The organism is Streptococcus sp. NM (assembly GCF_003390135.1).
Classification (GTDB): Bacteria; Bacillota; Bacilli; order Lactobacillales; family Streptococcaceae; genus Streptococcus.
This window is the reverse complement of the sequence record NZ_QUOS01000002.1, coordinates 1-13,558: the sequence shown is the minus strand read 5'-3', so window position 1 is coordinate 13,558 and position 13,558 is coordinate 1. Positions and strand designations below refer to the sequence as shown.

Annotated in this window: 9 protein-coding genes; 4 read left to right on the top strand and 5 right to left on the bottom strand. The window is 41.3% G+C overall.

Features of this window, described 5'->3' with window-relative positions:
- Nucleotides 1-38: 38 nt before the first annotated feature.
- Nucleotides 39-779 carry an amino acid ABC transporter ATP-binding protein gene (locus DXN33_RS04540; protein WP_000189477.1) on the bottom strand — a complete coding sequence of 247 codons (741 nt, stop codon included), beginning with the start codon at nucleotides 777-779 and terminating at the stop codon, nucleotides 39-41.
- Complete coding sequence (locus tag DXN33_RS04535) at nucleotides 779-2,344, bottom strand: ABC transporter substrate-binding protein/permease (protein WP_115904490.1); 1,566 nt, start codon at nucleotides 2,342-2,344, stop codon at nucleotides 779-781. The genes DXN33_RS04540 and DXN33_RS04535 overlap by 1 nt, the downstream gene beginning before the upstream one ends.
- Nucleotides 2,345-2,482: 138 nt before the next feature.
- On the opposite strand from DXN33_RS04535, the gene DXN33_RS04530 reads away from it, so the two are divergent.
- Both DXN33_RS04530 and DXN33_RS04525 read left to right on the top strand, forming a co-directional pair.
- Nucleotides 2,483-4,372 (top strand): DUF2207 domain-containing protein, encoded by a 1,890-nt coding sequence (locus tag DXN33_RS04530; protein ID WP_115904489.1) that lies wholly within the window; start codon nucleotides 2,483-2,485, stop codon nucleotides 4,370-4,372.
- Nucleotides 4,373-4,433: 61 nt separating this feature from the next.
- Entirely contained in the window at nucleotides 4,434-5,279 is an 846-nt protein-coding gene (locus tag DXN33_RS04525) for an undecaprenyl-diphosphate phosphatase (RefSeq protein WP_049510904.1), read from the top strand.
- Between the two features lie 32 nt (nucleotides 5,280-5,311).
- Here DXN33_RS04525 and dinB read toward each other — a convergent pair whose 3' ends face one another.
- On the bottom strand, nucleotides 5,312-6,373 hold the full coding sequence (gene dinB / locus DXN33_RS04520) for a DNA polymerase IV (protein ID WP_115904488.1): 1,062 nt from the start codon (nucleotides 6,371-6,373) through the stop codon (nucleotides 5,312-5,314).
- A 238-nt stretch (nucleotides 6,374-6,611) separates the two neighbouring features.
- Here dinB and pflB point away from each other — a divergent pair, with 238 nt between their 5' ends.
- On the top strand, nucleotides 6,612-8,945 hold the full coding sequence (gene pflB, locus DXN33_RS04515; protein WP_115904487.1) for a formate C-acetyltransferase: 2,334 nt from the start codon (nucleotides 6,612-6,614) through the stop codon (nucleotides 8,943-8,945).
- Between the two features lie 344 nt (nucleotides 8,946-9,289).
- A complete protein-coding gene (locus DXN33_RS04510; protein ID WP_115904486.1) occupies nucleotides 9,290-11,395 on the top strand; it encodes an ATP-dependent Clp protease ATP-binding subunit in 2,106 nt (701 codons plus the stop codon).
- A 58-nt stretch (nucleotides 11,396-11,453) separates the two neighbouring features.
- On the opposite strand, the gene DXN33_RS04505 is transcribed toward DXN33_RS04510, so the two are convergent.
- Complete coding sequence (locus tag DXN33_RS04505) at nucleotides 11,454-11,936, bottom strand: S-ribosylhomocysteine lyase (RefSeq protein WP_115904485.1); 483 nt, start codon at nucleotides 11,934-11,936, stop codon at nucleotides 11,454-11,456.
- Between the two features lie 94 nt (nucleotides 11,937-12,030).
- Nucleotides 12,031-13,515: a DUF1846 domain-containing protein gene (locus tag DXN33_RS04500; RefSeq protein WP_101785401.1), complete on the bottom strand. Its 1,485-nt coding sequence runs from the start codon at nucleotides 13,513-13,515 to the stop codon at nucleotides 12,031-12,033.
- Nucleotides 13,516-13,558 lie beyond the last annotated feature (43 nt).

Below are 13,558 nucleotides of genomic sequence, written 5' to 3'. Positions count from 1 at the left end.
TAGTAAAAAGACTGCACGATTGATGCAGCCTTTTCTTTTTATTTGAGATAGCGTTGAAGGAATTCTTTTGTACGGTCTTCTTTAGGATTGGTGAAGAGGTCTTCTGGTTTGCCTTCTTCAGCAATCACCCCCTTATCCATAAAGATAACACGGTGAGAGACATCACGGGCGAATTCCATTTCGTGGGTTACGACAATCATAGTCAAGCCTTCCTGAGCTAGATCCTGCATGATTTTGAGGACCTCTCCAACCATTTCTGGATCGAGAGCTGATGTTGGTTCATCAAAGAGAATAGCGTCAGGATTCATTGAAAGAGCGCGAGCGATGGCCACACGTTGTTTTTGACCACCTGAGAGTTGTTTTGGTTTGGCTTGCCAGTAGCGTTCTCCCATGCCGACCTTTTCCAAGTTTTCTTTGGCAATCTTTTCAGCTTCTGTTCGTTCACGTTTAAGGACAGTTGTCTGAGCGACGATGGTATTTTCAAGCACGTTGAGATTTTCAAAGAGGTTAAAGGATTGGAAAACCATTCCCAACTTTTCACGGTATTGCGTGAGGTCATAGCCTTTTTCGAGGACGTTTTGTCCATGATAAAGGATTTGTCCATCAGTTGGTGTTTCAAGTAGGTTAATGGAGCGTAGGAAGGTTGATTTCCCGCTTCCAGAGCTTCCGATGATAGAGATGACCTCTCCCTTGTGGACAGTGAGAGAAATATCTTTTAGCACTTCGTTTTGTCCATAGGATTTTTTGAGGTGTTTAATTTCAAGGATTGCTTGTGTCATTATTTCAAATCCTCCGTTTGCATTTGGTTAGCACCTGTAGTATAGTTATCCATGTCCATGCGGCGTTCGATGAAGCGTAGGATACGTGTTACGGTGAAGGTGAGGACAAAGTAAATCACGGCGATGATTGTAAATGTCTGGAAGTATTGATAGGTTTGCGTTGCCACTGTATTTCCTGAGAAATAAAGTTCGACAACAGAGATAACGTTCAATACAGATGTATCTTTGATATTGATGACAAATTCATTACCAGTTGCTGGTAGGATGTTACGGACTACCTGAGGTAGGACAATCTTACGCATGGTTTGGTTATGAGTCATACCGAGTGCAGTTGCGGCTTCAAATTGTCCCTTGTCAACTGCTAGGATACCACCACGAACGATTTCGGTCATGTAGGCACCGGTGTTGATCGAAACGATGAAGATAGCAGCTAGTGTGCGGTCAAGGTTGATCCCGAAAGCTTGGGCAGTTCCATAGTAGATAACCATCGATTGAACAATCATTGGCGTACCACGGAAAATTTCAATATAGACATTGAGGATCCAGCCGACTAGTTTTTGTAAGCTGTAAATGGCCTTATTCTCAGAGAGAGGAGCAGTACGGAAGACACCAATGGCAAGGCCGATAATGAGACCTATGATGGTTCCGACGATAGAGATTAAAAGAGTGATACCAGCACCACGCAAGAGTTGTTGCCAGTTTTCAGAAAGAATTTTAGCGACTTGGCTAAAGAAACTACTGCTAGTCTCTTCAGTTGTTGTAGCTTCGGCAGGTTGTTCCTTAATCATACGATCCATCAAGGCAACTTGGTCATCTTTTGAAATGGTTTCAATGCTGGCATTGATTTGGCTAATACGATTGTCATCTTTACGAAGTCCAATGGCGATAGCTGTATCTTCTTCCCCAGTTTTGAAACCTGGTTCTACCTGAACCATCTTGAACTTAGAGTTCGCAGCTTCAGCAGTCAGTGCTTCTGGTCGTTCAGAAACATAGGCATCGATGACACCAGCCTCAAGAGCTTGGCGCATTTGAGCGAAGTCTCCCATGGCTGTTTCTTTTTTAGCGCCTGGGATTTGTGCAATCAAGTCATAAAGGTAGACACCTTGTTGAGAAGTGATTTTCGCACCATTAAAGTCATCTAAAGATTTAGCACTTGCATAGGCAGAATCTTTTTTGACAAGTAGGACAGGTTCGCTAGTGTAGTAACTGCTTGAAAAGGCAATTTCTTGTTTACGCTCGGCAGTAGGACTCATACCTGCGATAATCATGTCAATCTTACCAGAAGTAAGGGCAGGAACTAGACCTTCCCACTTTGTTTTAACAACCAAAGGTTCTTTACCTAAGTCCTTAGCGATTTTCTTGGCGATTTGAACATCGTATCCGTTGGCATACTGGTTGGTTCCATCGATTTTGACAGCTCCATTGCTATCATCATCCTGAGTCCAGTTAAAGGGAGCATATGCTGCTTCCATCCCAATGCGTAAATATTCATCGGCTTGGGCAACATTGACAAGTCCCAGCATTAGCAAGAGACTTGTGAAAATAGATAAGTATATTTTTCTCATGATTTCTCCTATTTCTAATCTATTAAAAAATAACTGTCTCCTATTTTATCGAAAAAAACTCTATTTTTCAATATAGGTAAGCCCTTACTTGAGAAAAAATGATATAATAATAGCAAAGATAAAAAGGGGGCTTAGTTGATGAAAAAAACTTTTTTCTTACTAGTGTTAGGCTTGTTTTGCCTTCTGCCATTCTCTGTTTTTGCCATTGATTTTAAGATAAACTCTTATCAAGGAGATTTGTATATTCATGCAGACAATACGGCAGAATTTAGACAGAAGATAGTTTACCAGTTTGAGGAGGACTTTAAGGGGCAAATCGTGGGACTTGGACGTGCTGGCAAGATGCCTAGCGGATTTGACATTGATCCTCATCCAAAGGTTCAGGTTGCGAAAAATGGTGCTGAACTAGCAGACGTTACTAGCGAAGTGATAGAAGGAGCAGATGGTTATACTGTTAAAGTCTATAATCCAGGCCAGGAAGGCGACACAGTTGAAGTTGACCTTATCTGGAACTTAAAGAATTTGCTTTTCCTTTATGATGATATCGCTGAATTAAATTGGCAACCTCTGACAGATAGTTCAGGGACTATTGGGAAATTTGAATTTCATGTAAGGGGAGACAAGAGGGCTGAAAAACTCTTTTTCCATACAGGGAAACTTTTTAGAGAGGGAACGATTGAAAAGAGTAACCTTGATTATACTATCGGTTTAGACAATCTTCCGCCTAAGCGTGGAGTTGAATTGCATGCCTACTGGCCTCGAACTGATTTTGCTAGCGCTAGGGATCAGGGATTGAAAGGAAATCGTTTAGAAGAATTTAATAAGATAGAAGACTCGATTTTTAAAGAAAAAGAGCAAAGTAAACAACTCGTTACCTGGGTCTTCCCTTTGATACTTTCTATCTCCTTGTTATTAAGTGTCTGTTTCTATTTTATTTATAGAAGAAAGACCACTCCTTCGGTCAAATATGCCAAAAATCATCGTATCTATGAACCACCAATGGAATTAGAGCCTATGGTTTTATCAGAAGCAGTCTACTCGACCTCCTTGGAGGAAGTGAGTCCCTTGGTCAAGGGAGCTGGAAAATTCACCTTTGATCAACTTATTCAAGCTACCTTGCTAGATGTGATAGACCGTGGGAATGTCTCTATCATTTCAGAAGGAGATGCAGTTGGTTTGAGGCTAGTAAAAGAAGATGGTTTGTCAACCTTTGAGAAAGACTGTCTAAATCTGGCTTTTTCAGGCAAAAAAGAAGAAACTCTTTCCAATTTGTTTGCGAATTACAAGGTATCTGATAGTCTTTATCGTAGAGCAAAAGTCTCTGATGAAAAACGGATTCAAGCAAAGGGGCGTCAGCTCAAATCTTCTTTTGAAGAAGTATTGAACCAGATGCAAGAAGGAGTGAGAAATAGAGTTACCTTCTGGGGGCTTCCGGATTACTACCGTCCTTTAACTGGTGGGGAAAAGGCCTTGCAAGTGGGGATGGGTATTTCCACTATCTTGCCCCTATTTATCGGATTTGGTTTGTTCTTGTACAGTTTGGACGTTTATGGATATCTTTACATCCCCTTGCCAATACTTGGTTTTCTAGGTTTAGTTTTGGCTGTTTTCTATTATTGGAAGCTTCGACTAGATAATCGTGATGGTGTCCTAAATGAAGCAGGGGCAGAAGTCTACTATCTCTGGACTAGTTTTGAAAATATGTTGCGTGTGATTGCACGATTGGATCAGGCTGAGCTGGAAAGTATTGTGGTCTGGAACCGCCTCTTGGTCTATGCGACTTTATTTGGCTATGCGGACAAGGTCAGCCATTTGATGAAGGTTCATCAGATTAAAGTGGGAAATCCAGATATTAATCTCTATGTAGATTATGGCTGGCACGGTATGTTTTATCATTCAAGCGCGCAAATGAGCCATTATGCCAGCATCGCAAACACAGCAAGTACCTATTCCGTATCTTCTGGAAATGGAAGTTCTGGCGGTGGCTTCTCCGGAGGTGGAGGCGGTGGCAGTATCGGTGCCTTTTAAAGAGAACTGTCACAGACTAAAAAAATATGCTATAATGGAAGATAGAAAAAAGGAGTAATCTATGTATCTTATTGAAATTTTAAAATCTATCTTCTTCGGTATTGTTGAAGGAATTACGGAATGGCTGCCGATTTCAAGTACAGGTCACTTGATTTTAGCAGAGGAATTTATCCAATACCAAAATCAAAATGAAGTCTTTATGTCCATGTTTAATGTCGTGATTCAGCTTGGTGCGATTTTGGCGGTTATGGTGATTTACTTTAATAAGCTCAATCCCTTTAAACCGGGTAAAGACAAGCAGGAAGTTCGTCGAACTTGGCAACTGTGGTCTAAAGTTCTTGTAGCTACTTTACCTTTGCTTGCTGTATTTAAGTTTGATGATTGGTTTGATACTCACTTCCATAATATGGTTTCAGTTGCTCTCATGTTGATTATCTATGGGATTGCCTTTATCTATTTGGAAAAGCGCAATAAAGTGCGTGCTATCGAGCCAAGTGTAACAGAGTTGGATAAGCTTCCTTATACGACAGCCTTCTATATCGGCCTCTTCCAAGTTCTTGCCCTTTTACCAGGGACAAGCCGTTCTGGAGCAACGATTGTCGGTGGTTTGTTGAATGGAACTAGTCGTTCTGTTGTGACAGAATTTACCTTCTATTTAGGGATTCCTGTTATGTTTGGAGCCAGTGCCTTAAAGATTTTCAAATTTGTAAAAGCAGGACAACTCTTGGACTTCGGGCAATTGTTCTTGCTCTTGGTTGCCATGGGAGTCGCTTTCGCAGTCAGCATGGTCGCTATTCGCTTCTTGACCAGCTATGTAAAAAAACACGACTTTACTCTTTTTGGTAAATACCGTATCGTGCTTGGTAGTGTCTTGCTACTTTATAGCTTTGTTCGTTTATTTGTATAAGAAAAACCTTGAAGGGGCAGCTCTTCAAGGTTTTAAAATCCAGTCAGGGTAATCCCCAATAGGCGGACACCTCTTTCTTTTTCGCTTAACTCTTCATAGAGTTGCAGGGCAATTTGGCTTATCTGACTAGCATCCTGTGTTTTTTGGGCCAGACTTTTTCGTTTAGTAAGAGTTGAAAAGTCTTCGTAGCGGATTTTCAAAATGACAATTTTTCCAGCTTTTTCTTGTTGACTGAGATTGAGAGCGACTCTTTCTGATAGAAGAGTCAGCTCTTTTTTGATGTCCTCCTCGACACGGAGAATCTTTCCATAGGTTTTCTCCTTACCGATTGACTTACGGATGCGATTGGATTTGACTGGGGAATTGTGGATACCTCGAGCCTTTCGATACAGGTCATAGCCCAATCTGCCAAAACGGTCTATTAGGGTCACTTCAGGGACTTCAAGTAGGTCAGCGCCAGTAAAAACGCCCATTTGATGAAGACGTTCCACCGTCTTTTTTCCTACTCCATGAAACTTGGAAATATCCATTTGTTTGAGAAAATTCTCAGCTTGGTCAGGTAGAATCACTGTCAAACCGTGTGGTTTTTGATAATCGCTAGCCATTTTAGCTAAGAACTTGTTGTAGGAAACACCAGCAGAAGCAGTTAGATGGAGTTCTTGCCAGATATCCTCTTGAATGAGGCGAGCGATTTTGACTGCTGACTTGATACCGAGTTTATTTTCTGTTACATCCAAATAGGCTTCGTCAATGCTCATGGGTTCTATTAAATCTGTATAACGCTTAAAGATAGCTCGGATCTGGAGTCCCACAGATTTGTATTTCTCATAATTTCCTGAGATGAAGACGGCTTGGGGACAACGCTCATAGGCTTCCTTAGAGCTCATGGCTGAATGGACACCAAAAGCTCGCGCCTCATAGCTACAAGTGGAAACGACACCACGCCCACCTGTTTGCCGAGGGTCATTGCCGATAATGACAGGTTTTCCTCTGAGTTTAGGATTATCTCTGATTTCCACCGCAGCAAAAAAAGCATCCATGTCAATATGGATGATTTTTCTTGACAAATCATTTAATAAGGGGAAAATCAACATACCTAGCACCTTTTTTACAGCTTATTTTCTTTTATTATACCCTTTTTTCTGAAAAAAAGAAAAAAGGACTTCGCTTTTTCAAAAATATAATACAGTTTAGGGCGAAATATAGACTGTTTTAGAAAAGAAAGTGTAAAAATAGGCCTTTTCCACTTGTTGAAATCGGTTACTGTGTGGTATACTTGTCTCATGAATGTAACAGATGACTGTTACTAGAAAGAAAAAAGAGGACATTAACATGGTTGTTAAGACAGTTGTTGAAGCACAAGATATTTTTGACAAAGCTTGGGAAGGCTTCAAAGGCGTAGATTGGAAAGAAAAAGCAAGTGTATCACGCTTCGTACAAGCTAACTACACACCTTACGATGGAGACGAAAGCTTCCTTGCAGGACCAACAGAACGTTCACTTCACATCAAAAAGATTGTAGAAGAAACTAAGGCTCACTACGAAGAAACTCGTTTCCCAATGGACACTCGTCCAACATCTATTGCTGATATCCCTGCAGGATTTATCGACAAAGAAAATGAAGTTATCTTTGGTATCCAAAACGATGAACTCTTCAAATTGAACTTCATGCCAAAAGGTGGTATCCGTATGGCTGAAACTACTTTGAAAGAAAATGGATACGAACCAGACCCAGCTGTTCACGAAATCTTCACTAAATATGTAACAACAGTTAACGACGGTATCTTCCGTGCTTACACTTCAAACATTCGTCGCGCTCGTCACGCTCACACTGTAACTGGTCTTCCAGATGCATACTCACGCGGACGTATCATCGGTGTTTACGCACGTCTTGCTCTTTACGGTGCAGACTACTTGATGCAAGAAAAAGTAAACGACTGGAATGCAATCGAAGAAATCGATGAAGAAACAATCCGTCTTCGTGAAGAAATCAACCTTCAATACCAAGCATTGCAACAAGTTGTTCGCTTGGGTGACCTTTACGGAGTTGATGTTCGCAAACCAGCGATGAACGTTAAAGAAGCGATCCAATGGGTTAACATCGCCTTCATGTCTGTCTGCCGTGTTATCAACGGTGCTGCTACATCCCTAGGACGTGTGCCAATCGTATTGGACATCTTTGCAGAACGTGACCTTGCTCGTGGTACATTTACTGAATCAGAAATCCAAGAATTCGTTGATGATTTCGTTATGAAACTTCGTACAGTTAAATTTGCTCGTACTAAAGCTTATGACCAATTGTACTCAGGTGACCCAACTTTCATCACAACTTCTATGGCTGGTATGGGTAACGACGGTCGTCACCGTGTTACTAAGATGGACTACCGTTTCTTGAACACACTTGACAACATCGGTAACTCTCCAGAACCAAACTTGACAGTTCTTTGGACTGATAAATTGCCATACAACTTCCGTCGCTACTGTATGCACATGAGCCACAAACACTCTTCTATCCAATACGAAGGTGTAACAACAATGGCTAAAGACGGATATGGTGAAATGAGCTGTATCTCATGCTGTGTGTCTCCGCTTGACCCAGAAAATGAAGAACAACGCCACAACATCCAGTACTTCGGTGCGCGTGTAAACGTATTGAAAGCCCTTCTTACTGGTTTGAACGGTGGTTACGACGATGTTCACAAAGATTACAAAGTATTTGACATCGAACCAATCCGTGACGAAGTTCTTGAATTTGAATCAGTTAAAGCTAACTTTGAAAAATCTCTTGACTGGTTGACTGACACTTACGTAGATGCTTTGAACATCATCCACTACATGACTGATAAGTACAACTACGAAGCTGTTCAAATGGCCTTCTTGCCAACTAAACAACGTGCGAACATGGGATTCGGTATCTGTGGATTTGCTAACACTGTTGATACATTGTCAGCTATCAAATACGCTACAGTTAAACCAATCCGTGACGAAAATGGCTACATCTACGATTACGAAACAATCGGTGAATACCCACGTTGGGGTGAAGATGACCCACGTTCAAACGAATTGGCAGAATGGTTGATCGAAGCTTACACAACTCGTCTACGTAGCCACAAACTTTACAAAGACGCAGAAGCTACAGTATCACTTTTGACTATCACATCTAACGTTGCTTACTCTAAACAAACTGGTAACTCGCCAGTCCACAAAGGTGTATACCTTAACGAAGATGGTTCTGTGAACTTGTCTAAACTTGAATTCTTCTCACCAGGTGCTAACCCATCTAACAAAGCTAAAGGTGGATGGTTGCAAAACTTGAACTCACTTTCTAGCCTTGACTTTAGTTATGCAGCTGATGGTATCTCATTGACTACACAAGTTTCACCTCGTGCTCTTGGTAAGACTCGTGATGAACAAGTTGATAACTTGGTAACAATCCTTGATGGTTACTTCGAAAACGGTGGACAACACGTTAACTTGAACGTTATGGACTTGAACGATGTTTACGAAAAAATCATGTCAGGTGAAGACGTTATCGTACGTATCTCTGGATACTGTGTAAACACTAAATACCTCACTCCAGAGCAAAAAACTGAATTGACACAACGTGTATTCCACGAAGTTCTTTCAATGGATGATGCCTTGGATGCCTTGGATGCATTGAGTTAAGATTATATAAAATAATACAAAGAAGGACTAGTTAAAAGCTAGTTCTTCTTTTTGTAAAATTTATTGGTCAATTAAAGTCAAATCTCTTGACCTTTTTTGACTAATGTAGTATATTATGAACGTAAGGTAAATGAAAACCTTACTAGAACACTTATTTAAAGTAAAATAGAAAGAGGTGGGGTCTATGTTTAATCTAGAAATCTTTAGAAGTAAAGATAGTCTACTCCTGCTTGAAAAAGAAAAACCAGAAATAGTACGTAGAGTAGCGATTTAGCTAGTCTAAATTTTTTAAAACAAAGGTCAAAGATAGTCAATATCAGTAATAATAAAAAGAGGTAAAGAATATGAACAACAACTTTAATAACTTTAACAACATGGATGATTTATTTAATCAATTGATGGGTGGCATGCGAGGATATAGTTCTGAAAACCGTCGCTACTTGATTAATGGACGTGAAGTGACACCTGAGGAATTTGCTCACTATCGTGCGACTGGTCAATTACCAGGAAATGCAGAAGCTGATGGACAAATGCGACAACAGTCTTCAGGTATGAAACAAGATGGGATTCTTGCAAAACTTGGACGTAACTTAACAGCAGAAGCACGTGAAGGTAAGTTAGATCCGGTTATTGGACGTAATAAAGAAATCCAAGAAACTTCTGAAATTCTTTCTCGTCGCACAAAGAATAATCCAGTTCTCGTCGGTGATGCTGGTGTTGGTAAAACTGCAGTAGTAGAAGGATTGGCCCAAGCTATCGTGAACGGTGACGTTCCTGCAGCAATCAAGAACAAAGAAATCATTTCTATTGATATTTCTGGACTTGAAGCTGGTACTCAATACCGTGGTAGCTTTGAAGAAAACATTCAAAACTTGGTAAACGAAGTCAAAGAAGCTGGAAATATTATCCTTTTCTTCGACGAAATTCACCAAATTCTTGGGGCTGGTAGCACAGGTGATGGTCAAGGGTCTAAAGGTCTTGCTGATATCTTGAAACCAGCTCTTTCACGTGGAGAATTGACAGTGATTGGCGCAACTACTCAAGATGAATACCGTAATACTATCTTGAAAAATGCAGCCCTTGCTCGTCGTTTCAACGAAGTCAAGGTCAATGCTCCTTCAGCAGAGGATACTTTTAAAATCCTTCAAGGAATTCGTGATCTCTATCAACAACACCACAATGTTATTTTGCCAGATGAAGTCTTAAAAGCTGCCGTTGATTACTCTGTTCAATATATTCCACAACGTAGCTTGCCAGATAAGGCTATCGACCTTGTCGATGTTACGGCGGCTCACTTGGCGGCTCAGCATCCAGTAACAGATGTTCATGCTGTTGAACGTGAAATTGAGGCAGAAAAAGACAAGCAAGAAAAAGCAGTTGAGGCAGAAGATTTTGAAGCAGCTCTAAACTATAAAACACGCATTGCAGAATTGGAAAAGAAAATCGAAAACCATACAGAAGATATGAAAGTGACTGCAAGTGTCAACGATGTGGCTGAATCTGTAGAACGTATGACGGGTATTCCAGTATCTCAAATGGGGGCTACGGACATCGAACGTTTGAAAGATATGGGTCATCGTTTGCAGACGAAAGTTATTGGTCAAGATAAGGCCGTTGAAGCAGTAGCAAAAGCTATCCGTCGTAACCGTGCTGGTTTTGATGAAGGTAACCGTCCAATCGGTAGCTTCCTCTTTGTAGGTCCTACTGGTGTTGGAAAGACTGAGTTGGCTAAACAATTGGCTCTTGATATGTTCGGAACGAAAGATGCTATCATCCGTTTGGATATGTCTGAATACAGTGATCGAACAGCCGTTTCTAAGCTAATTGGTACAACAGCAGGCTATGTGGGTTATGATGACAATAGCAATACCTTAACAGAACGTGTTCGTCGCAATCCATACTCAATCGTCCTTCTCGACGAAATTGAAAAGGCTGATCCTCAAGTCATTACCCTTCTCCTTCAAGTTTTGGACGATGGTCGTTTGACAGATGGTCAAGGTAACACTGTCAACTTCAAGAATACGGTGATTATCGCAACTTCAAACGCAGGCTTTGGTTACGAAGCTAACTTGACAGAAGATGCTGATAAACCAGAATTGATGGATCGTTTGAAACCTTACTTCCGTCCAGAATTCCTTAACCGTTTCAATGCTGTCATCGAATTCTCACACTTGAGCAAAGAAGATCTTTCTAAGATTGTGGACTTGATGTTGGTTGAAGTTAACAAGACGCTTTCTAAGAAAGACATTGACTTGGCAGTGAGCGAAGCTGCTAAAGAATACATGACTGAAGAAGGATATGATGAAGTTATGGGTGTTCGTCCACTCCGTCGTGTGGTTGAACAACAAATCCGTGATAAAGTGACAGATTTCCACTTGGATAATCTTGATGCTAAACACCTAGAAGCTGACATGGAAGATGGTGTTTTGGTCATTCGTGAAAAAGCCTAAATCAAGATTTTGAAAATAAAAAAAGGAACCAGTTCAAAAGCTGGTTTCTTTTTTATTATTAGATGACATGGCGCTCAAAGGCATCGTCTGAAATCCCTTGTTCCAAGATGAGTTTAGCCCATTCTTTAGCAGAAAAGAGGCTGTGATCCTTGTAGTTACCGCAAGATTCGATGGTTGTTCCAGGAACATCTTCCCAAGTAGTAGTTTCAGCGATTTCTTTGAGCGAATCCTTGATAACAGATGCGATTTCAGCACTGGTGTGGCGCCCCCACATAATCATGTGGAAGCCTGTGCGGCAACCAAATGGTGAACAGTCAATCATGCCGTCGATGCGGGTACGGATGAGTTTTGCTAAGAGGTGCTCGATAGTGTGAAGGCCAGCAGTAGGGATAGAGTCTTCATTGGGTTGCACTAAGCGAATATCATAATTGGAGATGACATCTCCCTTTGGCCCTTTTTCCTCCCCAATCAAGCGAACATAGGGTGCCTTAACAATGGTGTGGTCAAGTTCAAAACTTTCAACAATAACTTCTTTTGACATGGTAAATCCTTTCAGTTTTCTAATTTCATTATAACATAAAGCCGGCTCTTGAGGCAGAGAGAAAACCTCTCCGAGGGTGGAGAGGTTGAAATCTTTACTTACGATACAAGCGGTCGTATTGGTAGTAAGGGTCAAAGGTTACGTTGATACCCAGTTTACGAAGGACATTCTTGTCTTCATCGGTTAAGATGATGGTTGAGTGGGCTTCGCTTCCTTTGAGGTTGCCAAGTTCTTCCATAGCACGAGCAGCATCAGGATTTTCTGTAGCTGTGATAGCAAGTGCAATCAGAATTTCATTTGAATGCAGGCGTGGATTGCGGCTACCCAGATGATCGATTTTAAGACCTTGGATTGGCTTAACAACTTCAGGCTCGATTAGTTTTACTTCTTTAGCAATGTCAGCTGATTTCTTGATGGCGTTGATGAGAGCAGCGGCTGTAGGGCCAAAGAGTTCTGAGTTCTTACCAGTGACAATTTCTCCGCTTGGCAATTCAAGTGCTAGGGCTGGTCCGCCAGTTTCTTCTGCTTTTTGACGCGCAACGACAGCAACCTTACGGTCTGCAGGTGTGATGCCGAGGTCATTCATAAGCAACTCGATTTTCTTGACAGCAGCTTCGCCAACTTTTTCGGCTTTAAAATCAAGAACAGTTTGATAGTAACGGCGGATGATTTCTTGTTTAGAAGCTTCAACAGCAGCTTCATCATCTGTAATAGCGAAACCAACCATGTTGACACCCATGTCTGTCGGTGAAGCGTATGGAGATTCACCGAGGATACGTTCTAACATGCGCTTGAGCACTGGGAAAATCTCGATATCACGGTTGTAGTTGACAGTGGTTTCTCCATAGGTTTGAAGATGGAAAGGGTCAATCATGTTGACATCATCAAGGTCTGCTGTGGCAGCCTCGTAGGCTAAGTTGACTGGGTGATGAAGGGGAAGATTCCAAACGGGGAAGGTTTCAAACTTAGCGTAGCCAGACTTGATGCCATTGATTTGGTCGTGGTACATATTGGACATACAGGTTGCCAATTTTCCAGAACCAGGTCCAGGAGCGGTTACGACAATCAAGTTTCGACTGGTTTTGATGTAGTCGTTTTTCCCCATACCTTCTGGAGAAATGATGTGATCCATATCCGTCGGATATCCTTTGATTGGATAGTGAAGATAAGAATCAATTCCGTTTTTCTCAAGTTGGTTGCGGAAGGCATCTGCAGCTGGTTGACCAGCGTACTGTGTGATGACAACGGAGCCAACAAAAATTCCCAATTCATTGAATTTATCAATCAAACGAAGAACTTCTTGGTCATAAGAAATGCCCAAGTCACCACGTGCTTTGGAATGCTCGATGTTGCTAGCATTAATGGCAATTACAACCTCGACTTGCTCTTTCAATTCTTGCAAGAGCTTGATTTTGTTGTCAGGCTCATAACCAGGAAGAACGCGAGCAGCGTGGAAATCTTCTAACATTTTGCCGCCAAACTCCAAGTAGAGCTTGCCGTCAAATTGGTTAATGCGCTCCAAAATGTGGTCGCGCTGTAGATTCAAATATTGTTCAGAACTAAAAGCTTGTTTTTTCATTTTTTTACCTCTGACCTCTATTATAATAAAAAATTGGAAGTTA